The following is a 23,947-nucleotide window of genomic DNA, read 5'->3' as shown; positions in this document are numbered from 1 at the left end:
TGTGGTGCATGTTGCACCGCGCCTTCAATTTCCAGTCCCATCCCCGGCATGCCTGATGGCAAGCCCGCTAATACACCATGCGTTCAGCTGGATGAATCCCTGCGCTGTAAAATTTTTGCTTCGCCTCTGCGGCCAAAAGTGTGCGCCGGTTTACAGCCCAGTGCGGAAATGTGCGGACAGACGACGCACCAGGCCATGGTCTATCTCATCGAGCTCGAGGCGCTGACCGCACCTTAAACGTCTTTGATGCGCGTCAGGCACGCGACGCTGGCGACGATCATCACCAGCGCAAACCAGAATACCGCGTGATAGTTCCAGATTTCAGCGGCAATACCCGCCAACGATCCGGCAATAATCCAGCCCACGCGAATGGTATTTGTATAGAGAGTCGTGGCTGAACCCGCTTGTCCCGGCATCAGATCCTGGAAATAGAGCATGCCAATCCCGCCGAGGATGCCGATATAAATCGCGTTCAGCAGCTGTAAGCCAAGTAATATCGCCGGAGAGTGGGCTAACAGCATGCCGGCATAAAAGAAAAATCCGGCGACAACGGCGATTCTCATTAACAGGCGTTTGCCCAGACGCTTCGCGAAGTATCCGGCAATCAACATGGTTGGGATTTCCAGCCCCGCGGCAGTTCCCATCATGATGCCCGCCAGCTTTTCCGGCAGATGCAGCTCGTTGATAATAAACAACGGCATATTAATGATATAGAGACTGTTGGTCCCCCACATTAATGTGCAGATAACAAACAGTAGCAGCGTGTCGCGTCGATTGCGGCGCGGGGCTTCTACCGCGCCTGTCGCGAGAGGCACGTTTTTACTCATCGAGGGTAAGAACAGCCAGACCATTACGCCGCAGACAACAAACGCCACCGCCGCGCTGAGGTACATCACCGTAAAGCTAAACCCCATGGCGAGCGCGTAGGCCAGCGGCGGGCCAATCACCCAGGCCAGCGAAACCTGCGCACGTAATATTGAACTGAACATGACGGCTTCCCGACCCGTACGGTCGGCGTGCTCGCGGGCGAGAGCAAACATTTGCGGGTTGGCGGTCGAACCGAAGCTGCTGAGGAATACCCCGACAAACAGCAGAATAAAATAGTTACGGTTCCAGGCGAACAGCACGCAGGCCAACATCCCCAGCACGCAGCAAAACACAATCAGGTTTTTGCGATCGCCTTTTTTATCTGAACGTCCAGCCAGAAACTGACTCACCAAAATGCCGATCACGGCGCTACCGGTAAAAAAGAACCCGACCATGCCGGGACGGGCATGGACTTCATCCGTCAGAAAAAGGCTGAGCGTTGGCGTCTGCAACGCACCGGCGATACCCGTCAGAAATGCGACAAGCAGGAACGCCGAAGACGTTAAATCAAACGCCTTGGGTGTGGCGGCTACGGGGGTGTTGTGCATGTTTTGATATCAATAATGTGAAGAGACGCGGAGTTTACGCTGCTTGTCAGAAAATAAACAGGGAGCCAAATCAAAATCGGCATCAAAAATCAAAATAGCATTTCAGTCAGAGAAAGCAGTTTGCTGACGCTGCTGAATCTGACAGGCTGACGCCGTTTTTGCGTCAGCAATTTTTTCTCCTCCGCGGAAAAAATGTGCGTTATCTCTAAATTCAGCAAGTAATTTGTCAACTTTACTTGTGTGCTGAAGAAAAAAGAGCAAGACTTCTTGAAACGTTTCAGCGTCATCTCGCCATAACTGATGGAGTCAGGTGACGCCTTTTTTCTCATGTTAGCTGAATCGTTTCAAATCAGCGGGAGAGGAGAACCATGTTCCAGTTATCTGTTCAGGATATTCACCCGGGCGAACAGGCCGGGAATAAAGAAGAGGCTATTCGCCAGGTTGCCGCTGCCTTAGTGCTGGCAGGTAACGTAGCGGAAGGCTACGTCGATGGCATGCTGGCGCGTGAACAACAGACGTCCACGTTCCTCGGCAACGGTATTGCTATTCCTCACGGTACGACGGACACGCGCGATCGGGTGCTGAAAACCGGCGTGCAGGTGTTTCAGTTTCCGCAGGGTGTGATCTGGGGTGAAGGGCAGGTTGCTTATGTGGCAATCGGCATCGCCGCCAGCTCTGATGAGCACCTCGGTTTACTGCGTCAGCTGACGCACGTGCTGAGCGATGACTCCGTCGCTGAACAGCTGAAATCTGCGACCACGGCGGAAGAGTTGCGCGCGTTGCTGATGGGGGAAAAGCAAAGCGAACAGCTGAAGCTTGATAACGAAACGCTGTCGCTGGACGTCGTTGCCAACTCGCTGGTCACGCTGCAGGCGCTCAACGCCGCACGGCTGAAAGAGGTCGGCGCGGTTGACGCCACCTTTGTGGCCAGAGCCATTAATGAGCAACCGATGAATCTCGGTCAGGGGATCTGGCTGAATGACTGTGCTGAAGGCAATGTGCGCAGCGCCGTTGCGGTCAGCCGCGCAGCAACAGCGTTCGATGTACAAGGTGAAGCGGCAGCCCTGCTGGTGACCGTCGCCATGAATGACGAACAACCGGTTGCGGTGCTGAAGCGCCTTGGCGATCTGCTGCTGAATAATAAAGCTGACCGTTTGTTGAAAGCCGATGCGGCAACGGTGCTGGCGCTGCTGACCAGCGATGATGCCTTAACTGATGATGTACTGAGCGCCGAATTTATAGTGCGCAATGAGCATGGTTTACACGCCCGCCCGGGCACCATGCTGGTGAATACGATTAAACAATTTAACAGTGAAATTACCGTGACAAATCTTGATGGAACCGGCAAGCCGGCGAATGGACGCAGTCTGATGAAAGTTGTGGCATTAGGCGTGAAGAAAGGACATCACCTGCGCTTTACCGCCCAGGGTGAAGATGCTGAACAGGCGCTGAAAGCGATTGGCGAAGCCATCGCGGCGGGTCTTGGGGAGGGCGCGTAATGAGCAGACGTGTTGCTACTATCACCCTTAACCCAGCCTACGATCTGGTGGGTTTCTGCCCGGAAATTGAACGCGGTGAAGTGAACCTGGTTAAAACGACCGGTCTGCATGCGGCAGGGAAAGGGATTAACGTCGCTAAGGTTCTGAAAGATTTAGGTATCGATGTAACGGTGGGCGGTTTCCTCGGTAAAGACAACCAGGATGGTTTTCAGCAGTTGTTCAGCGAGCTGGGTATCGCCAACCGTTTTCAGGTTGTACAGGGGCGTACGCGTATCAACGTCAAGCTGACCGAAAAAGACGGCGAAGTGTCTGATTTCAATTTCTCCGGCTTTGAAGTCACCCCGGCTGACTGGGAACGCTTTGTGAATGACTCGCTGAGCTGGCTGGGCCAGTTCGACATGGTGTGCGTCAGCGGCAGTTTGCCGACCGGCGTTAGCCCGGAAGCATTCACCGACTGGATGACGCGCCTGCGCAGTCAGTGTCCTTGCATTATCTTTGATAGTAGTCGTGAAGCATTAGTGGCCGGTCTGAAAGCGGCACCGTGGCTGGTGAAACCAAACCGTCGTGAACTGGAAATCTGGGCAGGCCGTAAGCTGCCAGAAATGAAAGATGTGATTGAAGCTGCACATGCGTTGCGCGAGCAGGGTATTGCTCACGTGGTGATTTCACTTGGCGCGGAAGGTGCGCTGTGGGTTAACGCTTCGGGTGAGTGGATTGCTAAACCGCCGTCAGTCGAGGTGGTAAGCACCGTAGGCGCGGGTGATTCAATGGTTGGCGGCCTGATTTACGGCCTGCTGATGCGTGAATCCAGTGAACACACCCTGCGTCTGGCAACCGCTGTTGCCGCCCTGGCGGTAAGCCAAAGCAATGTGGGCATTACCGATCGTCCTCAGTTGGCCGCAATGATGGCGCGTGTCGACTTAAAACCGTTTAACTGACAGCAGGAGAGGCATAATGAAAACGCTGCTGATTATTGACGCTAATCTCGGCCAGGCTCGCGCTTATATGGCGAAAACCCTGCTTGGAGCGGCGGCGCAGAAAGCACATCTGGAAATTATTGATAATCCTAATGATGCCGAACTGGCAATTGTTCTGGGCGACACGCTGCCTGCCGACAGTTCGCTGAACGGCAAAAAAGTCTGGCTGGGCGATATTGGTCGTGCGGTTGCGCATCCTGAACTTTTCCTCAGTGAAGCGAAAGGCCACGCAAAACCTTATAGCGCTCCGGTTGCGACAGCGTCCGTGGCCAGTAGTGGTCCAAAACGCGTGGTGGCGGTGACGGCTTGTCCAACTGGTGTCGCCCATACGTTTATGGCCGCTGAAGCTATTGAAACGGAAGCGAAAAAACGTGGCTGGTGGGTGAAGGTTGAAACCCGTGGTTCTGTTGGCGCAGGCAATGCCATTACGCCGGAAGAGGTGGCTCAGGCGGATCTGGTGATTGTGGCGGCTGACATTGAAGTTGATCTGGCGAAGTTTGCCGGAAAACCAATGTACCGTACTTCTACTGGCCTTGCGCTGAAGAAAACGAAGCAGGAGCTGGATAAAGCGCTGGAAGAAGCAACGCCGTACCAGCCTGCCGGCAAAGCGCAGTCTGCAACCACTGAAGGTAAGAAAGAGAGCGCTGGCGCGTATCGTCACCTGCTGACGGGCGTATCCTACATGCTGCCGATGGTGGTTGCTGGCGGTCTGTGTATTGCACTCTCATTCGCTTTTGGTATCGAAGCATTCAAGGAGCAGGGTACGCTGGCGGCGGCGCTGATGCAGATTGGCGGTGGTTCAGCTTTCGCGCTGATGGTGCCGGTTCTGGCGGGCTACATCGCGTTTTCCATCGCTGACCGTCCGGGTCTGACGCCTGGTCTTATCGGCGGTATGCTGGCGGTGAGCACCGGTTCCGGCTTTATTGGCGGGATTATTGCCGGTTTCCTTGCCGGTTATGTGGCGAAGCTCATCAGCACGAAGCTGAAACTCCCGCAGAGTATGGAAGCGCTAAAACCGATCCTGATCATTCCGCTGCTCTCAAGCCTGGTGGTTGGTCTGGCCATGATCTACCTGATCGGTAAACCAGTGGCGGGCATTCTGGAAGGTCTGACCCACTGGCTGCAAACCATGGGAACCGCGAACGCGGTGCTGCTTGGAGCGATTCTTGGCGGCATGATGTGTACCGATATGGGCGGTCCGGTTAACAAAGCGGCGTATGCTTTCGGTGTGGGCCTGCTTAGTACGCAAACCTATGCGCCGATGGCGGCGATTATGGCGGCGGGTATGGTGCCTCCGCTGGCCCTGGGGCTGGCAACGCTGGTGGCGCGTCGTAAGTTCGACAAAGCGCAGCAGGAAGGCGGTAAAGCTGCGCTGGTACTGGGCCTGTGCTTTATTACCGAAGGGGCTATCCCATTCGCTGCCCGTGACCCGATGCGCGTTTTGCCTTGCTGTATCGTTGGCGGCGCGATTACCGGGGCTATCTCGATGGCGGTGGGGGCTAAGCTGATGGCGCCGCACGGCGGTCTGTTCGTGCTGTTAATCCCTGGCGCAATCACTCCGGTGGTTGGATACCTGCTGGCCATTATTGCCGGTACGCTGGTAGCCGGTCTCTCCTACGCGGTGCTGAAACGCCCGGAAGCAGAGGTTGTGGCAAAGGCGGCCTGATTTAACGCTGACATCCGGGGCAGAGATTTCTCTGCCCCTTTTTTTATCCATAAGATCTGCCTGGTAGTGTTAAACCGGTTCAGGCAATCATTGGCGCGATGATAAAACCAAAGGCAACGCCAGCAATGATCCCGCCAAGCCCTGGCAACATAAACGGATGGTTTAAGACATACTTACCCACGCGCGTTGTCCCGGTGGTGTCGAACTCCATTGCCGCCAGCGAAGTCGGATAAGTTGGCAGAACAAACACGCCGGTCACTGCGACATAGGAAGCCAGAATGGCCCATGTGGGTACGCCGAGCGCGACGGCAAGAGGGATAATCAGCGGCGTGGTGGCTCCCTGCGAATAGAGAAGCGCGCAGGTACCAAACAGCACCAACGCCAACAGCATCGGATAAGCCCGTAGAATATCGCCCGCGATATCCTTTATCCCCGTTAAGTGGGCATCAATGAAGGTTGTGCCCAGCGTAACAATCCCCAGAATCACTGCCAACGAACTCATACCCGCGCGAAATGTGGATGTCAGGACAATCGCGTCTGTTGATGTTTTGCATAGCACCACCATCAGACACGCGGCAGCTAGCATGCAGATAATGATAATATCCCGGGTATTCATGGGGTTACCTGCATCGAATCCAGGGCGCAATTGAGGGCATGCGGCAAGAATAACGATGACCACCGTTGCCAGCATAAACAGGGCGACTGACAGTCTGGCACCTGGCGTTGTGCTGTTTTGCCCTGCATATTTACGCACCAGTCCTTTTTGCAGGCGTTCCAGATAGACTTCATCATCCTGTAGCTCACATCCCTGACGTGAGGCGATAAAAGCGGCGACCATCGCGGCGACAAATGAGGCAGGCAGACATACCGCCATGACCTGAATAAAGCTGATACCGTTGCCTTCCATAATAGTCAGCATAGCGGCCATTGCGGCACTGATCGGCGAACCGGATATCGCCACCTGAGAAGCGACTACGGAGCCTGCGAGCGTACGAGAAGGGCGAATACCTGACTCTTTGGCAACTTCGGCAATCACCGGCAGAGTAGAAAAGACGATGAACCCTGTTCCCGCCATAATCGTCATCGACCAGGTGATAATCGGCGCAATAATATTGATATATTTAGGGTTACGGCGCATAAAATTACCGGCAATGCGAACCAGATAATCCATGCCTCCGGCGGCCTGTAGCGCCGATGCCGCCACCACCACCGTCATAATAATAAGAATAACGTCAACGGGGGGTGAACCAATTTGCAGCCCAAATCCCAGCGTTAAAATAGCCAGCCCCAGCCCGCCACATAAACCAATACCAATTCCGCCAAGGCGGATACCGAAAAATATTGCGCCCAACACTACGATAATTTCTAGCCAAATCATAATGGCCTCCGCCAGAGAGTAATTTGTAATTAAAATGGATTTTTATTTAATGCAACAATTAAACAGGTATGGACATTCATTGTGCCAAAAGGTGATTTTTACCAACGCGTTTCTCGTACCATTTAATACCGGCACGAACCAACGAACCGGTTGAATCAATATATTTTTCAGGTGACTTTTTGACTGCTTCAGCAAGAATGACAGGAACTTCAGTACATCCGAGCACGATGACTTGTGCCCCGCGTGAGAAGAGTGCTTCAGCCTGTTCATTCATCAGCGTTTGTGCCCGCTTAGCATCACCAGCTTTTAAGCAATAGATGCTTTCCATCACTTTTTCCTGACTGGATGAGTCAGGGCTGATGCAGGTTAACCCAAGAGATTCTATGCCTTTTTGATAGAGGCCCATGTATAAAGTGGCGTTGGTGGCGAGTAATCCGATTTGCGATTTCCCGCAGTTTTTAACCTCATTGATGGTCGTTTCAACGATACTGAGCAGCTCTGTATGGCAGCACGCTTTTAATTCATTAAACCAAAAGTGGGCGGTGTTACAGGGGATCACAATACACTCGGCGCCAGCATCTTCGAGTTTATGCATATAATCGCGCATTGCCGGAAGTGGGGAATGACCATGATGCATTAACGCGTCGGTTCTGTCAGGAATGTCAGGAATAGATGAAATAATTAAGGGGATATGTTCCTGGTCACGTTGCGCAGCGGTAAAAGTGACGAATTTATTAAACAGATCGACCGTTGCAGCAGGTCCCATACCACCAAGCACGCCAATTAAACCTTTCACGATATATACCTCAATTCACCGATGATTAATATTCAGAGCCGGGTTGTGTCTGCTGATAATGTTTAACAGCAGTGAGAGGTGAGGAGAAATGCAATAATGTATGGTTCAATGCAAAAACCGCATGACTGTGGTTTATTGTGTAACCTCAGCAGGCCGGTATTCGGCCAGAGGCTCCGCGTTACGCAGCGGACAAGCGGTCGTAACCGATAGGGAGAGAAGTATGTTAATGTTAAAAATGAAGCCTTGATGCAAAAAACGAATCACGGGGCGCTAATGATGAATGTCATCTCCGGAACTATTCAGGCATGATGCTTTAAGGCTAATAGGCATATTTAAATATCCGCGTGATAAGCATGAAAAATATTGAGACAAAATGGTTATATGACTTTCTGACGTTGGAGGCATGCCGTCATTTTTCCCAAGCGGCTGAGGAGCGTAACATATCCCAACCGGCATTTAGTCGGCGGATCAAGGCGCTCGAATCAGCCGTGGGTGTGCTGCTTTTTGATCGCACAACGAGCCCACTGCAACTCACGGAGGAGGGCAAGCTATTTCATTCGCAAACCCGTAGTTTGTTGCAACAGCTGGAATGTAATCTGGATGAGCTAAGCGGCCACAATTTACTGGGTGTACCCAATATCAAAATAGCGGCGGCACATTCTCTGTCGCTGACGATGTTGCCCAGACTGGTGCACTCAATGGCGGCCTGGGGGGAGGAGTTTGTCTATCACGTTGAAGCTATTGATGTTGTTCAGGCGGTGAATACTCTGCGCGAGGGGAAAAGCGATTTTATTATCTCCTTTCGGGATGAAGACTTAATGCAGTCTCCTTTCTGCGGCTTGAAGGTTTTTGAGTCTGAACTGTACCCCGTGTGTGCTGCTGATGCGCAGGGTAAGGCGTTGTTTGATATCTATCAGTCGCAGGCGCCGATTCTGAACTATACCAGCACATCCTACATGGGAAGATTGGTAAACCGTCATCTGGCGGAAGTAGGCGGCATTTCAGCCCGTACGCTGTTTATGTCTTCGATGAGTGAGTTATTAAAAAATATGGCATTGGATGGGCATGGTATCGCCTGGCTGCCGGCGTGGACAATCGTAAACGAACTGCGCGAAAAGCGGCTGGTTTGTCTGCAGACGCCGGAACTGATGGTGCCTATTCAGGCTTATATTTACCGAATGGATACCCGGTTGAATAAAACGGCTGAGCACTTCTGGCGGATTTTGTACAACCATATGCCAGAGGACCTTGTTTCGCTCAGTTGATACGAACCGGATCCCCTGGCGCATCTGAAAAATCTCCGGTTATGCCGGAGTTAAACTCTTTAGACTGCTTGAATTGTGTACTACCTCTCATTTTCTCTTTCCCTTACAGACTGTATCTATAAAAAATTGTGATTCTGTTCATATCTATTGAGTTTAGATCTTGAATATGGATTTACTTTGTCAAAAACACGCTTACTATGAACATATGTTTGATAGTGAACATGTGCTCTAATAACCTGATGTGTGGCGTTGGTTATTTTTAACGAACTCATTTGTGGCAAGTTAATTGCCAGGGGACGTGCTATGCGTGAAAAGGAATACATAGTAACTATTGGCTCGGCCAATATGGATGTTGCTGGGTATTCGCATGCTTCTCTAAATTATGCGGATTCGAATCCAGGAAAGATAAAATTCACCCCCGGCGGAGTTGGACGTAACATTGCACATAATCTCGCGCTGCTGGGGAAAAATTCATGGTTACTGACGGCGGTTGGTAATGATTTTTATGGACAATCGTTATTGGCGCAAACCAATCAATCCGGAGTTCATGTTGATAAGTGTCTTATCGTTCCCGGAGAGAATACGTCCAGTTATTTATCATTGCTTGATAACACCGGTGAAATGTTGGTTGCCATTAATGATATGAGCATTACCGAACATATTTCAGCAGATTTTTTATCACAGCATCATGATTTTATTCGGCAGGCGAAAGTCATCGTCGCCGATTGCAATATCAGCGAAGATGCCCTGGCATGGGTGCTGGAAAATGCCGGAGAGGTTCCGGTGTTTGTTGACCCGGTATCGGCATGGAAATGCGTCAAAATTCGCGAGCGGCTTGGACAAATTCACACTCTTAAACCCAACCGGCTTGAAGCCGAAACGCTAAGCGGTATTGCGCTTTCCGGGCGTGATGACGTGGGTCAAGTCGCCGCCTGGTTTCATGATCGCGGCTTAAATAGGCTGGTGCTCAGCATGGGCGGCGACGGTGTTTATTACAGTGATATTGCGGGGAGTCGTGGTTGGTCGCTGCCGATTAAAACTCACGTCATTAATGTTACCGGGGCTGGCGATGCGATGATGGCTGGACTGGCTTCCTGCTGGGTAGACGGCATGCCCTTTATTGATTCGGTTCGATTTGCGCAGGGTTGTTCATCAATGGCGTTAGCCTGTGAATATACCAATAACCCTGATTTGTCTGTTGCGAATGTAAGCTCATTAGTGGAGAACACAGAATGTCTGAATTAACTCTTTCCTCTGAATTATTACAAATATCTCCAGAAGTACAGGAAGCATTAAACAGTAAGAAGCCGATTGTTGCACTTGAATCAACCATTATTTCTCATGGTATGCCATTTCCGCAGAATGCCCAGACAGCGATTGAAGTAGAAGAAACTATTCGTAAACACGGTGCGGTTCCTGCAACCATTGCCATTATTGGCGGAATAATGAAAGTTGGTTTAAGCAAAGATGAAATTGAGCTGCTTGGGCGAGAAGGTCATAGCGTTACGAAAGTAAGTCGTCGTGATTTGCCGTTTGTGGTCGCGGCAGGAAAAAATGGTGCAACGACTGTTGCCTCAACCATGATTATTGCCGCCCTGGCGGGAATTAAAGTATTTGCGACAGGGGGAATAGGTGGAGTTCATCGTGGTGCTGAACATACCTTTGATATTTCCGCGGATCTGCAAGAACTGGCGCATACCAATGTCACGGTAATTTGTGCCGGGGCGAAATCTATTCTTGATCTCGGCTTAACTACTGAATATTTAGAAACCTTTGGTGTGCCGTTAATTGGTTATCAAACCAACGCGTTGCCAGCATTTTTCTGCCGTACCAGTCCGTTTGAGGTCAGTATCCGTCTGGACAGTGCGCAAGAGATTGCCCGTGCCATGGCGGTGAAATGGCAAACGGGTCTCGACGGCGGTCTGGTTGTTGCGAACCCCATCCCAGAGCAGTTTGCGATGGCCGAAGAGAAAATTAATGCGGCAATCGATCGGGCGGTAAAAGAAGCGGAAGATCAGGGCGTTGTGGGCAAAGAGAGTACGCCGTTCCTGTTAGCGCGGGTTGCAGAGCTGACCGGTGGTGACAGCCTGAAATCAAATATTCAGCTGGTGTTCAACAATGCGGTACTGGCCTGTGAAATTGCGAAGGAGTATCAGCGCCTCGTCTGACAGAATTTCCCGGGCAGAATGCGGTCGCCCGCGAATATCAAACCTACCAAAACCTGGCGATAACGCCGGGTTTCCTGGCATGAAGGGAATTTCATTATGGATATAATGAGAAGTGTTGTGGGTATGGTGGTATTACTGGCCATCGCGTTTCTGCTGTCAGTAAATAAAAAACGTATAAGTCTGCGCACGGTCGGGGCTGCACTGGTACTGCAAATCGCAATCGGCGGCATTATGCTGTACTTCCCGCCGGGAAAATGGCTGGTTGAACAGGCTGCGCTCGGTGTCCACAAGGTGATGTCATACAGTGACGCGGGAAGCGCATTTATCTTTGGCTCCCTGGTTGGGCCAAAAATGGATGTGCTGTTTGACGGAGCCGGGTTTATCTTTGCTTTTCGGGTGCTACCGGCCATCATTTTTGTGACCGCACTGATCAGTCTTCTCTACTACATTGGCGTGATGGGGCTGTTGATCCGCATCCTCGGCGGTATTTTCCAGAAAGCGCTGAACATCAGTAAGATCGAGTCATTTGTCGCCGTAACGACGATTTTCCTCGGGCAAAACGAGATCCCGGCGATCGTGAAGCCGTTTATTGACCGCCTGAATCGCAATGAGCTGTTTACCGCTATTTGTAGCGGGATGGCCTCGATTGCTGGCTCAATGATGATCGGTTACGCCGGAATGGGCGTTCCGATTGACTATTTGCTGGCGGCATCGTTGATGGCAATCCCTGGCGGTATTTTGTTCGCGCGTATGCTGAGTCCGGCAACTGAAGAATCTCGCGTCACCTTTGAGAACCTGTCATTTACTGAAACGCCACCGAAAAGCATCATCGAAGCAGCGGCGAGCGGAGCGATGACCGGGCTGAAAATTGCCGCTGGCGTGGCGACGGTCGTAATGGCATTTGTCGCCATTATCGCGCTGATTAACGGCATTATTGGCGGAATTGGTGGGTGGTTTGGCTTTGGTCACGCCACTCTGGAAGGGATCTTTGGCTATGCGCTAGCCCCGCTGGCGTGGATTATGGGTGTGGACTGGGGCGATGCGACGCTGGCAGGCAGCCTGATCGGACAGAAGCTGGCGATTAATGAGTTTGTCGCTTATCTCAACTTCTCGCCGTATCTGCAAACGGGTGGAACGCTGGATGTGAAGACCATTGCGATTATCTCGTTTGCGCTGTGCGGTTTCGCTAACTTTGGTTCGATTGGCGTTGTCGTCGGGGCATTTTCGGCGATAGCGCCACAGCGTGCCCCGGAAATCGCGCAGCTTGGCATGCGCGCGCTGGCAGCAGCAACGCTGTCAAACCTGATGAGCGCCACTATAGCCGGTTTCTTTATCGGGCTGGCATAGCGAAAATAATGCCGGATACGCGTAGCGCCATCCGGCATTACATTTAAGCAGTTTGCAGCAAATACAAGGCGTTATCTGCTGAGAGGGTTGGGTTGTTGATGCTGACGCTGGCTCGCGATAATGCCGCGCAGGCCATGGCAAAGTGAGCGCTTTCACGAAATTCACTACCTTCCAGAAAGCTGTACAGCAATCCCGCCATAAAAGCATCGTCGGCGCCAAAACTGTCTACAACCGTATGCTCAGGAGGCGTCAGTAAAAACTGTTCTCCGTCCTTTTCGCTGCAAAAAACGGATTCATCTTCCAGGCAAACAAAGATTCGTTTTACCCCTTGCTGATGGAGACTGTTAACGGCCAGTACGCGATCGGCATCTGAATGAATAGGTTGACCCCACAAAATCGCCAGCTCTTTCTGCGTTGGTTTTAGCGTATGAATACGCGTAAACCAGGTCTTCATTTTTGCCGCTTTGAACTCTGAAACGGTGTCAATGAATACCGGAATATCATCAGCAATAGTAAAGACCCACTCAATGGCTTCGGCAGTCAGATTGCAATCTGCCAGTACGACACCGGAATGGCGGATCAAATCTCGCGAACTGTTCAGTAACTGCGGCGTCAATTGTTGCAGGATATGGGTATCGTTAATTGCCAGTACGGTCTCTTCCTGCTGATTAGCGATCGACAGGTAAGTTGAGGTGTTATGTCCATGCAGGCGTATGCAACTGGAAACGTTAACACCGGCCTGACGCGTTTGTTCCAGCAATGTTTCGCCATAGAAATCACTGCCAACAGCGGAGATTAAGTGGACGTCACGGCCCAGCAGCGCCAGGTTGTGGGCGATGTTGCGTCCCACGCCGCCTGCCGAGCAGTGAATGCTACCAGGGTTAGAGGCAGCCTGAGGATAGTGGATGTCAGCAACACCACGAATATCCATATTGATCGCCCCGACAACCACGCAATAATCCTGTTCGGTAAGGATATAACCTTTACCTTTGATCATGCCTTTACGCATCAAATCCATAATATGCGCAGCAACGCGTGAACGGCTGATCTGCAAAATATCGGCGATTTCATTCTGCTGAATCAACGGATTGCGACGCAGGATCTTAAGGATCTGCTTTTCCCTGTCGTTCATGATTATGCCACCGCTTTTTCTGTTTGCTGGGCTTTCAGCCAGGCAATCTCTTCTGCCCAGATATCTGGATTAATCGTTTCCAGCACCAGCGGAATGCCGTCAAAACGATTGTCCTGCATGATCCAACGGAACGCATCGTGGCCAATATTGCCTTCACCTAAGCTGTGGTGACGGTCAACGCGACTGCCAAATGCGCTCTTGGCGTCGTTCAGGTGCATACCGCGTAGGTACCTGAAGCCGACAATACGTTCAAATTCCGCAAACGTCTTTTCACATTCCTCGACGGAGCGCAAATCGTAACCGGCCGCGAAGGCATGGCAGGTATCAATACAGACGCCGACGCGGGACTTATCTTCGACGCCGTCGATAATGGCGGCAAGGTGCTCAAACTTAAATCCAAGGTTGCTGCCTTGTCCGGCGGTATTTTCGATAACTGCCGTAACGCCCTGGGTCTCAGCAAGGGCGATGTTGATGGATTCGGCAATGCGCGCCAGACATTCATCTTCCGGGATCTGCATCAAATGGCTGCCCGGGTGAAAGTTCAGCAAGGATAAGCCCAGCAGTTCACAGCGCTGCATTTCTTCTATAAACGCATCACGTGATTTTTCCAGCGCATCGCTAACCGGATGACCGAGGTTAATCAGGTAACTGTCGTGAGGCAGGATCTGGGCGGCAGTATAATGATACTTCTCGCAGGCAGATTTAAAATCATCAATGATTTCGGTGGTCAGCGGCGCGGCACGCCACTGGCGCTGATTTTTGGTGAACAGGGCGAATGCGGTCGCTTCGATTTCTGCGGCTCGAATAGCGGCGTTAGCCAGACCGCCAGCGGCGCTTACGTGCGCTCCGATATATTTCATAAATTTAACCCGCCATACTCAAATACAAAAAGGGAGAGTATAGCGGGTTAATAGAGGTGAGTCGTGATCGTTTATGCCATCAGCGCGTGGATAGCGACGTTAATCGCACCGCCACCCACAATCAGCCAGACAAACAGCAGCAGGGCCATCAGTAACGGTTTGGCACCGGCTTTTTTCAGCGCGCTAACGTGCGTGGTCAACCCCAGGGCCGCCATCGCCATTGCCAGCAAAATGGTGTCCAGCGTTACCAGCATGTTCACTACTGACTGTGGCAGCAGGTGGAACGAGTTAAAAATTGCGACCACAATGAACAGGATGGCAAACCATGGAATGGTTATTTTGCTCTTCTCACCGCCCGTGGCCGGAGACAGTTGTTTAACGCGTGCGGCCAGGAGGATAAGGAACGGTGCCAGCATCATGACGCGCAGCATTTTGGCAATAACCGCGGCGTTTTCCGCATCCGGGCTAATGGCGTGCCCGGCAGCCACAACCTGTGCAACTTCATGCATGGTGGAGCCAATGTAAATGCCGTAGGTTTCTGGGCTAAACCAGTGTGAAAGCAACGGATACATCGCCGGATACAGGAAGATAGCGATAGTACCGAAGATAACCACGGTGGCGACAGCGACGGTCACTTTACTGGCTTCTGCTTTCACCACTGGTTCGGTTGCCAGCACGGCGGCGGCACCACAAATGCTGCTCCCCGCGCCAATCAGCCAGCTGGTGTGACGGTCCAGACCAAATACTTTCTGCCCCAGGAAACAGGCAATCATAAAGGTACTGCTTAGCGTTAACACATCAATCACGATACCGCTGACGCCGACGTCAGCAATTTGCGCGAAGGTGAGGCGGAAACCGTAGAGGATAATCCCCAGACGTAATAAATGTTGTTTCGCGAACAGCACGCCGCCGTCACAGCTTTTCCAGATGTGCGGATAGACGGTGTTGCCGAGAATCATCCCCAATAAGATGGCTAAGGTGAGGGCGCTGAACCCGGCACCTGCGACGGCGGGAATGGATCCTCCCCATAAGGCGACCCCAGTGATAACTGCACTCAGGGCAAGCCCCGGAATAAAATGCCACGCTGTACGACGATGAGTCTGTAAGGTGAGTTCTGTCATATCCTTCTCCTTTATCTGGGTAAAAGAGTAAGGCGAAGTGGTTTAAAAATAAAATTGATTATATATTTATAATTAATCTATATAAGTGGTATACCCGTCATACTTCAAGTTGCATGTGCGTTGGCTGCGCTCGTTCACCCCAGTCACGTACTTAAGTACGCTCCGGGGGATGCTCTCTCTTGCCGCCTTCCTGCAACTCGAATTATTTAGGGTATAAGTAACGGCTATCCGGTGGAAAACGACTATGCATATCACCCTACGACAACTTGAAGTGTTTGCTGAGGTACTAAAAAGCGGCTCAACGACCCAGGCATCTGTCATGCTGGCATTGTCGCAGTCGGCGGTGAGTGCGGCGCTTACCGATCTGGAAGGGCAACTTGGCGTGCAACTGTTTGACCGTGTCGGCAAACGGCTGGTGGTTAACGAACACGGACGCTTGCTTTATCCGCGCGCGCTGGCGTTACTTGAGCAAACCACCGAAATCGAACAGCTTTTTCGCAAAGATAATGGCGCCATTCGGGTCTATGCCAGTAGCACCATCGGTAATTATATTCTGCCCGCCATGATCGCTCGTTATCGCCAGGACTTCCCCGATTTGCCGCTGGAACTTAGCGTGGGCAACAGCCAGGACGTGATCAATGCGGTGCTGGATTTTCGGGTAGACATCGGGCTGATTGAAGGGCCGTGTCACAGTACGGAAATCATCTCTGAACCGTGGCTGGAGGACGAACTGGTGGTGTTTGCCGCACCGTCGTCACCGCTCACAAAGGGGCCCGTTACGCTGGAACAGCTGGCTGCTTCGCCGTGGATCCTGCGTGAGCGAGGATCGGGGACGCGTGAACTGGTGGATTACCTGCTGTTGTCTCATCTGCCAAGATTTCAGATGGCGATGGAGTTGGGGAACTCCGAGGCCATTAAGCATGCGGTGCGCCATGGTCTCGGGATCAGCTGTTTGTCGCGTCGGGTCATTGCGGAGCAGTTACAGGCAGGGACGCTGAGCGAAGTTACCGTGCCACTACCGCGTTTAGTGCGCACTCTCTGGCGCGTTCATCACCGGCAAAAACATATCTCCAATGCCATTACGCGTTTTTTATATTACAGCGACCAGGTTGAGTAGGGCGAATAGCGCGCTAACTCTCGTCAGGTCACCCTATCCATAATGGCTGTTACGTCTTAACCGCCTTGTGCTGCTCATTTTCTGCTTTACTTATAATCCGCGGCCAGTCATGAAGGTCTCTTATAACAGCGCATTTGTGCCGGAAGAATGCCATTTCGTCTGCTACAATCGCGCCTCATTTTTTGGATGGATAGCATTTTCACATGGTTTCCGAAACTAAAACCACAGAAGCGCCCACGCTACGTCGTGAACTGAAGGCGCGTCACCTGACGATGATTGCCATTGGAGGCTCCATCGGTACAGGTCTTTTCGTTGCATCTGGTGCAACTATTTCTGCGGCGGGTCCTGGCGGCGCGTTGTTCTCTTATATCCTGATCGGTCTGATGGTGTACTTCCTGATGACCAGCCTCGGTGAACTGGCTGCCTATATGCCGGTTTCCGGCTCGTTCTCCACTTACGGTCAAAACTACGTAGAAGAAGGCTTTGGCTTCGCGCTGGGCTGGAACTACTGGTACAACTGGGCGGTAACGATTGCCGTTGACCTGGTGGCCGCACAGTTGGTGATGAGCTGGTGGTTCCCGGACACGCCGGGCTGGATCTGGAGCGCACTGTTCCTCGGCGTTATCTTCCTGCTGAACTACATTTCCGTTCGCGGATTTGGTGAAGCGGAATACTGGTTCTCGCTGATCAAAGTTACCACTGTAATTATCTTCATCGTGGTTGGCGTGATGATGATTTTCGGTATCTTCAAAGGCACTCAGCCAGTGGGCTGGAGCAACTGGACGACCGGTGATGCACCGTTTGCCGGGGGTTTTGCCGCGATGATTGGCGTGGCGATGATCGTCGGCTTCTCTTTCCAGGGAACTGAGCTGATCGGTATCGCGGCAGGCGAATCTGAAGATCCTGAAAAGAACATTCCACGTGCGGTGCGTCAGGTGTTTTGGCGAATCCTGCTGTTCTATGTGTTCGCGATTTTGATTATCAGCCTGATTATCCCGTACACCGATCCGAGCCTGCTGCGCAACGATGTGAAAGACATCAGCGTTAGCCCGTTCACGTTGGTATTCCAGCATGCGGGTCTGCTGTCAGCCGCAGCAGTAATGAACGCGGTTATCCTGACGGCGGTACTGTCAGCGGGTAACTCCGGGATGTATGCCTCCACGCGTATGCTTTACACCCTGGCATGCGACGGTAAAGCGCCGCGTATTTTCGGCAAACTGTCTCGTGGCGGTGTTCCGCGTAACGCGCTGTATGCGACGACTGTGGTGGCGGGGCTGTGTTTCCTGACCTCTATGTTTGGTAACCAGACCGTGTACCTCTGGCTGCTGAACACCTCCGGGATGACGGGCTTTATCGCCTGGCTGGGGATCGCGATTAGCCACTATCGTTTCCGTCGCGGTTATGTGCTGCAGGGGCGCGATGTGAAGGATCTGCCGTACCGTTCTGGCTTCTTCCCGCTGGGTCCGATCTTCGCCTTTGTGCTGTGCCTGATTATCACTCTGGGCCAGAACTACGAAGCGTTCCTGAAAGATAGCATTGACTGGGGCGGCGTGATGGCAACCTATATCGGTATCCCGCTGTTCCTGATTATCTGGTTTGGCTATAAGCTGGCGAAAGGAACTCATTTTGTTCGCTACAGCGAAATGAAATTCCCGGATCGCGTGAAGAAATAACAGTATAAAAAGCATAACAAAAACCCCGGCATGATGAGTGCCGGGGTTTTTTTATTGCGCCAGACTTAGAAGCTGTAAGTCAGGCCAACCGTGTAACGACGACCATCGAGAACAGTGTCGTAGGTATCGTAATCGATTTGCTTATCCAGCACGTTATACACGCCAGCGGTCATCAGCAGATCTTTGTTTGCATAATAGCGCAAACCAACATCGACCTGAGTATAGGACGGGGTGCCCTGCGCCATGGAGGTACGGCTCAGGTATTCAGACGTTTTCCCGCGCAGATTCAGACGGCTCCAGAAACCGAGATCCTGCGTGGCCTGCCAGTCCAGCGTGGTGTTGAACATATGCTTTGGCATTTTGTTCAATGGCTGACCGGAGAACTGACCGCTTTTCTGTTCAGATTCCGTGTAAGTGTAGTTCGCCGTCCAGTTGATGTCGGAAGTCATCTTCCAGCCGAAAGTGGATTCTACGCCGCGCATATTGGCTTTATCGACGTTAACGCGATCGCTGACGAAGTCATAGTGGGTATTGCCGATGGTACAGGCCGGATCGGAGCTGCTGTTACAGCGGCGCACTTCGGTGATTTTGTCTTTGAAGTCAGTATTGAACAGCGTGACGCCCGCGTTGAGATCGTTGCCGTTATCCCACAGTAAACCGATCTCTTCGCTGAGGCTTTTCTCCGGCTTCAGGTCCGGGTTGCCGACAATGATTCCGTTCAGTCTACCGCCGCCGGTGACCTGTCCCCAACTGGCAGACGACTGGCGCAGATCCGGTGCGCGATAGCCCGCTGAAACGCCGCCTTTTAAGGTCCATTGATCGCTCAGATGCCATACGCCATAACCGCGCGGCGTCCAGTTGTCGCCGTAGTTTTCATCTTTATCCATACGCAGACCGCCAGTCAGCGTGAAGGTATCGGTAACGGCCCACTCATCTTCAGCAAACAGCGCCCAGCTCCAGCGGGTCAGTTTGTTCAGTCCATCAGCAGCTTGCAGCTGGTTGCCGTTATCACTCAGTTTTTCATAACGGTATTGCCCGCCCAACGTCAGGGTGTGCGCCCCAAGGAAGACCTGGTTCTGGTTATTGAAAATCGTGTTGTAGGACTTCATCTGGCGACCTGGGTTTTCGGTCTCTTCCTGCTGGACATAGCTGGTGGAGTTGAAGTCGTCGTAATAACCGCTGTGGGTTAGTGAATACGTTGTGTGCACATACTTGTTTTCGCTTTTACTGTTGGGCTTGCAGCTTCCGTTGCGGCAGCTTTCCTCGGCCATGGATTTGCCTGGCGTACTGTCGCGATCCTGCAGTTCACGTGCGTAATCGAAGTCGATGTCATTTTTATCATCTGGCGTAAAGTTCAGGGTTAAGCCCCCGTTACGCATACGCTGTTCATTGTAGCCATTGAGGATTTTGTCCTCCGCCCGATGAGAGAATAATCCGGTCACTTTTGCGCCGAGTAATCCGTCAATCAGTGGCCCAGACGCATAGGCGTTGGTCTGATAAATATCGCCGGAGTCTCTGTCTTCCTGGAAAGTGGCATCGCCGTGCAGAGAGCCGGTCCAGGCTTTGGTATTCGACACTTTCTTGGTGATGACGTTGATGACGCCGCCCATCGCATCGGAGCCGTACAGAGATGACATTGGGCCACGGATTACCTCGATACGCTCGATGGATTCCAGCGGCGGCAGCCAACCTTGCTCAATACCTGAGTTGTCGCTGTTAGGACGTGTGCCGCGTGTGCTGATGCGTTTACCGTTGACCAGGAAGAGCGTGTATTGCGAAGCCATACCACGAATACTGATATCGCTGCTGCTACCCCCGCCGGTGACGACGACGCCAGGGACATCTTTTAGCGCATCGGTAACATCGCGATAGGCTTTGTCCTCAATCTGCTGCTTGGTAATAACAGATATCGAAGCGGGAGCGTCCTGAATTTTCTGTTCGAAGCCGGTGGCGGTAACCACCACGGTGTCTTGTTCAGCGGCATGCCCGAGTGATGGGAGACTGGCGACGCATACTGCGGCAGCTACAGCCTTAACGTGAGGTATAGTCATTTGTATCATTCCATTTAAATGAATTTACCCGGCATACTTCAAGTTGCAGATGCGTGGCTACGCGCGTTCATACAACTCGAATTATTTAGGGTAACGATCAGCGCGTCATGTGAAAGGCCATGACAATTGTATGTATTTGTCTTTTAAGGACTCTTTTCAGTAAAGAAGCGAATGGATTGTACAAAAGTATGAATGTTTGTAAACACAAATGATAATCGAAATCATTTGTGTTTGATATCGTTTTGAGGGTAATGCTTTTTAAATCAATAGGATAGTGGAGAAAGAAAAAAGGAGAAAAAGTGAAGGAATGATGGAGAAATGAAGAGGGCTGGCGCCCTCACTCAGGCGTTACTTCAACAAATACTGGGCGTGGAAGCGCAGGTGATCCTCAATAAACGACGCAATAAAGTAATAGCTATGGTCGTAACCGGGCTGGATGCGTAGCGTCATTGGCCATGCGGTTTGACGGGCCGTTTCGGCCAGCACCGCGGGTTGCAGCTGATCGGCGAGAAACTGATCGCTGTCTCCCTGATCAATAAGCGTCGGAATCGCGTCTGCGGGCTTGCTGGCCAACATTAACTCGCAGCTGTCCCACTCGGCCCACTGTGATTTATCTTCACCCAGATACGCGCTAAAAGCCTTCTCCCCCCACGGAACGCGGCAAGGATTTACGATCGGCGCAAAGGCGGAAATGCTGGTGTATTTCCCGGGATTTTTCAGCGCCATAATCAATGCGCCGTGACCGCCCATGGAGTGTCCACTGATGGCGCAGCGATCGCTGACGTTAAACTGCGATTGAATCAGTGCCGGCAGCTCATCACGCAGATAGTCATACATGCGAAAATGCGTTGCCCATGGCTGTTGGGTAGCATTGAGGTAAAATCCCGCCCCCTGGCCTAAATCGTAGCCATCATCATTGGCAACCTGCTCGCCGCGCGGACTGGTGTCCGGCATCACCAGTACAATGCCCAGCTCAGCCGCGATGCGTTGTGCGCCGGCTTTAGTCGTGAAGTTTTCATCATTGCATGTCAGACCCGACAGCCAGTACAGCACCGGAGGCGGGGTGTTATCGCGCGGGGGAGGAAGAAAAATACTGAAGGTCATGGTGCAATTTAACGTGGCGGAGTCGTGACGCCAGCGTTGCTGCCAGCCTTCAAAACAGCGGTGCTCTTCAAGCATTTCCATGCGGGGCTCCTTGTTGTGTTGAACCTGAATATGTTTGCGAACTCACCATAATACAGATTATTCATGGCACTGTGAGCAACTTTCACTTCCGCATTGAGCAAACATACTTCATCATCTATATAACTTTACATTAACACTCGACGTCGCCGGGTAGAACGACAAGTGAAATCAGCTACGCTGAAAGGCTGTGCCAATTTCAATAATTATCGCGGTGAATACTGGATTATGTGCGCCGCCTCACGCACAATGTTCTGGCTGTGACACAGCCTAAAAACTTTGCCCCATGCAGGGCAGAGGCGCCCCACCTGCAGGAGAAGAAGAAATGTCATCACTCAGTAAAGAAGCGGCCCTGGTTCATGAAGCGCTGGTCGCGCGTGGTCTTGAAACGCCACTACGCCCGCCCGTGCAAGAGATGGATAACGAAACGCGCAAACGTCTTATCTCGGGCCATATGACCGAGATTATGCAGTTGCTCAATCTCGATTTGAGCGATGACAGTTTGATGGAAACTCCGCATCGCATTGCGAAAATGTATGTCGATGAGATTTTCTCCGGCCTCGACTACGCCAACTTCCCGAAAATTACCGTCATTGAAAACAAAATGAAGGTGGACGAGATGGTCACGGTCCGCGATATCACGCTGACCAGCACCTGCGAACACCACTTTGTTACTATCGATGGCAAAGCGACGGTGGCGTATATCCCGAAAGATTCGGTTATTGGTCTGTCGAAGATTAACCGCATTGTGCAGTTTTTCGCACAGCGTCCGCAGGTTCAGGAACGTCTCACCCAGCAAATTCTCACCGCGCTGCAAACGCTGCTCGGGACGAATAATGTGGCGGTGTCGATTGATGCGGTACATTACTGTGTGAAAGCGCGCGGCATTCGCGATGCGACCAGTGCGACCACGACCACTTCTCTTGGCGGATTGTTTAAGTCCAGCCAGAACACGCGTCAGGAATTCCTGCGCGCAGTACGTCATCACAACTGATTAGGGCAGGGACCATGGAGCGTAATGTCACGCTGGATTTTATTCGTGGCGTCGCCATTCTTGGTATCCTGCTTCTCAATATTAGCGCCTTTGGCTTGCCAAAGGCGGCATACCTCAATCCCGCGTGGTATGGCAACATCACCTTATCCGACGCCTGGACCTGGGCGCTGCTCGATCTCTTCGCGCAGGTAAAATTCCTCACGCTGTTTGCGCTGCTGTTCGGTGCCGGTCTGCAAATGCTGCTCCCGCGCGGTAAACGCTGGATCCAGTCGCGGCTTACGCTGCTGGTTCTATTGGGTTTTATTCACGGTTTACTCTTCTGGGATGGCGATATCCTGCTGGCATATGGCTTAATCGGCCTGATTTGTTGGCGGTTGATCCGTGATGCGCCGTCGGTAAAAAGCTTATTTAACACCGGCGTACTGCTTTATCTGGTGGGCGTTGGCGTATTGCTGCTGCTGGGGGTAATCTCCGGGAGTGAGACTAGTCGTGCCTGGACGCCGGATGCCTCAGCGTTGCTGTATGAAAAATACTGGAAAATAAACGGTGGAATGGAAGCCGTCAGCAATCGCGTGGATATGATGTCCAATAGCTTGCTGGCGCTGGGCGCACAGTACGGCTGGCAACTGGCGGGGATGATGCTGCTCGGCGCGGCATTGATGCGCAGCGGTTGGTTAAAAGGGCAGTACAGCTTACAGCATTACCGACGCACCGGTGTACTGCTGGTCATTCTCGGGATGGCGATTAACCTGCCTGCTATCGTCGCTCAGTGGCATCTGGACTGGGCATATCGCTGGTGTGCCTTCTTGCTACAAGCCCCGCGAGAGCTGGGCGCGCCGTTGCAAACCATTGGTTACGCCGCGCTGATGTTCGGCTTCTGGCCGCAGCTTAGCCGCTTAAAATGGGTCATTGCCATCGCCTGTGTGGGGCGCATGGCATTAACTAACTATCTGTTACAAACCTTAATCTGCACCACGCTGTTTTACCAGGTCGGCTTATTTATGAAATTTGACCGACTGGAGCTGCTGTATTTCGTCATTCCGGTTTGGGCCGTTAACCTACTTTTCTCCGTCATATGGCTACGTTTTTACCGCCAGGGCCCGGTGGAATGGCTGTGGCGTCAATTAACCCTGCGTGCTGCGGGGACATCATTGCCGCGTACATCCAGATAACGATCTGGATCACATTCGTTAACAAAACGGATGTAAGCGCTTTCATTCCTGTGACATCTCTCACGCAGTGCGTTTCATTGTGCTGACAAAATACCCAGCCTGGGGTGTCTGCGGGCAACCGCAATCTAAAACAG

General features: G+C 52.0%; 20 protein-coding genes. 12 read left to right on the top strand and 8 right to left on the bottom strand.

Going from position 1 to position 23,947, the window contains the following annotated elements:
* Window positions 1–237 (top strand): YkgJ family cysteine cluster protein (locus KQJ19_RS15640; protein ID WP_216403827.1); only part of this gene is annotated, 237 nt, incomplete at its 5' end.
* Here KQJ19_RS15640 and setB read toward each other — a convergent pair.
* Window positions 234–1,415 carry a sugar efflux transporter SetB gene (setB, locus tag KQJ19_RS15635; RefSeq protein ID WP_216403826.1) on the bottom strand — a complete coding sequence of 394 codons (1,182 nt, stop codon included), beginning with the start codon at window positions 1,413–1,415 and terminating at the stop codon, window positions 234–236. The genes KQJ19_RS15640 and setB overlap by 4 nt on opposite strands.
* 368 nt (window positions 1,416–1,783) lie before the next feature.
* On the opposite strand from setB, the gene fruB reads away from it, so the two are divergent.
* From fruB to fruA, 3 genes are read left to right on the top strand one after another with little or no spacing between them, the layout of a single operon-like run.
* Window positions 1,784–2,914 carry a fused PTS fructose transporter subunit IIA/HPr protein gene (gene fruB / locus KQJ19_RS15630; RefSeq protein ID WP_016156988.1) on the top strand — a complete coding sequence of 377 codons (1,131 nt, stop codon included), beginning with the start codon at window positions 1,784–1,786 and terminating at the stop codon, window positions 2,912–2,914.
* Window positions 2,914–3,852, top strand: coding sequence for a 1-phosphofructokinase (fruK, locus tag KQJ19_RS15625; protein ID WP_003834544.1), 939 nt, complete (start codon window positions 2,914–2,916; stop codon window positions 3,850–3,852). Before fruB ends, fruK begins: the two co-directional genes overlap by 1 nt.
* 16 nt (window positions 3,853–3,868) lie before the next feature.
* Window positions 3,869–5,557, top strand: a complete 1,689-nt coding sequence (gene fruA / locus KQJ19_RS15620) for a PTS fructose transporter subunit IIBC (RefSeq protein ID WP_016153736.1) — start codon at window positions 3,869–3,871, stop codon at window positions 5,555–5,557.
* Between the two features lie 79 nt (window positions 5,558–5,636).
* Here fruA and KQJ19_RS15615 read toward each other — a convergent pair whose 3' ends face one another.
* Window positions 5,637–6,935 (bottom strand): anaerobic C4-dicarboxylate transporter, encoded by a 1,299-nt coding sequence (locus tag KQJ19_RS15615; RefSeq protein WP_047500971.1) that lies wholly within the window; start codon window positions 6,933–6,935, stop codon window positions 5,637–5,639.
* 76 nt (window positions 6,936–7,011) lie between these two features.
* Window positions 7,012–7,731: an amino acid racemase gene (locus KQJ19_RS15610; protein WP_049281984.1), complete on the bottom strand. Its 720-nt coding sequence runs from the start codon at window positions 7,729–7,731 to the stop codon at window positions 7,012–7,014.
* Window positions 7,732–8,084: 353 nt separating this feature from the next.
* Between KQJ19_RS15610 and hypT the strand changes: the two genes are divergently transcribed.
* The 4 genes from hypT to KQJ19_RS15590 all read left to right on the top strand — a co-directional run bounded on the left by hypT (window position 8,085) and on the right by KQJ19_RS15590 (window position 12,511).
* Complete coding sequence (gene hypT, locus KQJ19_RS15605; RefSeq protein WP_019077233.1) at window positions 8,085–8,996, top strand: hypochlorite stress DNA-binding transcriptional regulator HypT; 912 nt, start codon at window positions 8,085–8,087, stop codon at window positions 8,994–8,996.
* Window positions 8,997–9,299: 303 nt separating this feature from the next.
* Window positions 9,300–10,241 carry a pseudouridine kinase gene (locus KQJ19_RS15600; protein WP_103766549.1) on the top strand — a complete coding sequence of 314 codons (942 nt, stop codon included), beginning with the start codon at window positions 9,300–9,302 and terminating at the stop codon, window positions 10,239–10,241.
* A complete protein-coding gene (locus tag KQJ19_RS15595; protein WP_016156984.1) occupies window positions 10,229–11,164 on the top strand; it encodes a pseudouridine-5'-phosphate glycosidase in 936 nt (311 codons plus the stop codon). The genes KQJ19_RS15600 and KQJ19_RS15595 overlap by 13 nt, the downstream gene beginning before the upstream one ends.
* Window positions 11,165–11,260: 96 nt before the next feature.
* Window positions 11,261–12,511 (top strand): NupC/NupG family nucleoside CNT transporter, encoded by a 1,251-nt coding sequence (locus tag KQJ19_RS15590; protein ID WP_047359178.1) that lies wholly within the window; start codon window positions 11,261–11,263, stop codon window positions 12,509–12,511.
* 43 nt (window positions 12,512–12,554) lie between these two features.
* Here KQJ19_RS15590 and KQJ19_RS15585 read toward each other — a convergent pair whose 3' ends face one another.
* From KQJ19_RS15585 to KQJ19_RS15575, 3 genes are all read right to left on the bottom strand, one after another.
* Window positions 12,555–13,643, bottom strand: a complete 1,089-nt coding sequence (locus KQJ19_RS15585; RefSeq protein ID WP_047416236.1) for a sugar kinase — start codon at window positions 13,641–13,643, stop codon at window positions 12,555–12,557.
* Between the two features lie 2 nt (window positions 13,644–13,645).
* Complete coding sequence (gene nfo / locus KQJ19_RS15580; RefSeq protein ID WP_047500975.1) at window positions 13,646–14,503, bottom strand: deoxyribonuclease IV; 858 nt, start codon at window positions 14,501–14,503, stop codon at window positions 13,646–13,648.
* 71 nt (window positions 14,504–14,574) lie between these two features.
* Window positions 14,575–15,624, bottom strand: a complete 1,050-nt coding sequence (locus tag KQJ19_RS15575; RefSeq protein ID WP_016153726.1) for a YeiH family protein — start codon at window positions 15,622–15,624, stop codon at window positions 14,575–14,577.
* A 244-nt stretch (window positions 15,625–15,868) separates the two neighbouring features.
* Here KQJ19_RS15575 and yieE point away from each other — a divergent pair, with 244 nt between their 5' ends.
* Together yieE and lysP are read left to right on the top strand one after the other, a co-directional pair.
* Window positions 15,869–16,741, top strand: coding sequence for a DNA-binding transcriptional regulator YeiE (yieE, locus tag KQJ19_RS15570; RefSeq protein WP_016153725.1), 873 nt, complete (start codon window positions 15,869–15,871; stop codon window positions 16,739–16,741).
* A gap of 203 nt (window positions 16,742–16,944) precedes the next feature.
* Entirely contained in the window at window positions 16,945–18,414 is a 1,470-nt protein-coding gene (gene lysP / locus KQJ19_RS15565; protein WP_047500979.1) for a lysine-specific permease, read from the top strand.
* Between the two features lie 65 nt (window positions 18,415–18,479).
* On the opposite strand, the gene KQJ19_RS15560 is transcribed toward lysP, so the two are convergent.
* Both KQJ19_RS15560 and fghA read right to left on the bottom strand, forming a co-directional pair.
* A complete protein-coding gene (locus KQJ19_RS15560; RefSeq protein WP_016156980.1) occupies window positions 18,480–20,465 on the bottom strand; it encodes a ligand-gated channel protein in 1,986 nt (661 codons plus the stop codon).
* Window positions 20,466–20,813: 348 nt separating this feature from the next.
* On the bottom strand, window positions 20,814–21,650 hold the full coding sequence (fghA, locus tag KQJ19_RS15555) for an S-formylglutathione hydrolase (RefSeq protein WP_047500981.1): 837 nt from the start codon (window positions 21,648–21,650) through the stop codon (window positions 20,814–20,816).
* 322 nt (window positions 21,651–21,972) lie between these two features.
* Between fghA and folE the strand changes: the two genes are divergently transcribed.
* Both folE and yeiB read left to right on the top strand, forming a co-directional pair.
* On the top strand, window positions 21,973–22,641 hold the full coding sequence (gene folE / locus KQJ19_RS15550) for a GTP cyclohydrolase I FolE (RefSeq protein WP_003027410.1): 669 nt from the start codon (window positions 21,973–21,975) through the stop codon (window positions 22,639–22,641).
* 14 nt (window positions 22,642–22,655) lie between these two features.
* Window positions 22,656–23,813, top strand: coding sequence for a DUF418 domain-containing protein YeiB (gene yeiB / locus KQJ19_RS15545; protein ID WP_047500983.1), 1,158 nt, complete (start codon window positions 22,656–22,658; stop codon window positions 23,811–23,813).
* Window positions 23,814–23,947 lie beyond the last annotated feature (134 nt).

The sequence above is a fragment of the Citrobacter sp. S46_ASV_140 genome, from assembly GCF_018919545.1.
GTDB lineage: Bacteria > Pseudomonadota > Gammaproteobacteria > Enterobacterales > Enterobacteriaceae > Citrobacter > Citrobacter braakii.
The sequence above is the reverse complement of the archived record's forward strand: the minus strand, read 5'-3'. Positions and strand labels throughout refer to the sequence as shown.

Coding starts and splice junctions, on each gene's coding strand:
- fruK (WP_003834544.1), top strand. CDS start 2,914: ATGAGCAGACGTGTTGCTACTATCACCCTTAACCCAGCCTACGATCTG.
- fghA (WP_047500981.1), bottom strand. CDS start 21,650: ATGGAAATGCTTGAAGAGCACCGCTGTTTTGAAGGCTGGCAGCAACGC.
- nfo (WP_047500975.1), bottom strand. CDS start 14,503: ATGAAATATATCGGAGCGCACGTAAGCGCCGCTGGCGGTCTGGCTAAC.
- lysP (WP_047500979.1), top strand. CDS start 16,945: ATGGTTTCCGAAACTAAAACCACAGAAGCGCCCACGCTACGTCGTGAA.
- hypT (WP_019077233.1), top strand. CDS start 8,085: ATGAAAAATATTGAGACAAAATGGTTATATGACTTTCTGACGTTGGAG.
- KQJ19_RS15560 (WP_016156980.1), bottom strand. CDS start 20,465: ATGACTATACCTCACGTTAAGGCTGTAGCTGCCGCAGTATGCGTCGCC.
- fruB (WP_016156988.1), top strand. CDS start 1,784: ATGTTCCAGTTATCTGTTCAGGATATTCACCCGGGCGAACAGGCCGGG.
- KQJ19_RS15585 (WP_047416236.1), bottom strand. CDS start 13,643: ATGAACGACAGGGAAAAGCAGATCCTTAAGATCCTGCGTCGCAATCCG.
- KQJ19_RS15575 (WP_016153726.1), bottom strand. CDS start 15,624: ATGACAGAACTCACCTTACAGACTCATCGTCGTACAGCGTGGCATTTT.
- KQJ19_RS15595 (WP_016156984.1), top strand. CDS start 10,229: ATGTCTGAATTAACTCTTTCCTCTGAATTATTACAAATATCTCCAGAA.
- KQJ19_RS15615 (WP_047500971.1), bottom strand. CDS start 6,935: ATGATTTGGCTAGAAATTATCGTAGTGTTGGGCGCAATATTTTTCGGT.
- KQJ19_RS15590 (WP_047359178.1), top strand. CDS start 11,261: ATGGATATAATGAGAAGTGTTGTGGGTATGGTGGTATTACTGGCCATC.
- yeiB (WP_047500983.1), top strand. CDS start 22,656: ATGGAGCGTAATGTCACGCTGGATTTTATTCGTGGCGTCGCCATTCTT.
- KQJ19_RS15600 (WP_103766549.1), top strand. CDS start 9,300: ATGCGTGAAAAGGAATACATAGTAACTATTGGCTCGGCCAATATGGAT.
- setB (WP_216403826.1), bottom strand. CDS start 1,415: ATGCACAACACCCCCGTAGCCGCCACACCCAAGGCGTTTGATTTAACG.
- folE (WP_003027410.1), top strand. CDS start 21,973: ATGTCATCACTCAGTAAAGAAGCGGCCCTGGTTCATGAAGCGCTGGTC.
- yieE (WP_016153725.1), top strand. CDS start 15,869: ATGCATATCACCCTACGACAACTTGAAGTGTTTGCTGAGGTACTAAAA.
- fruA (WP_016153736.1), top strand. CDS start 3,869: ATGAAAACGCTGCTGATTATTGACGCTAATCTCGGCCAGGCTCGCGCT.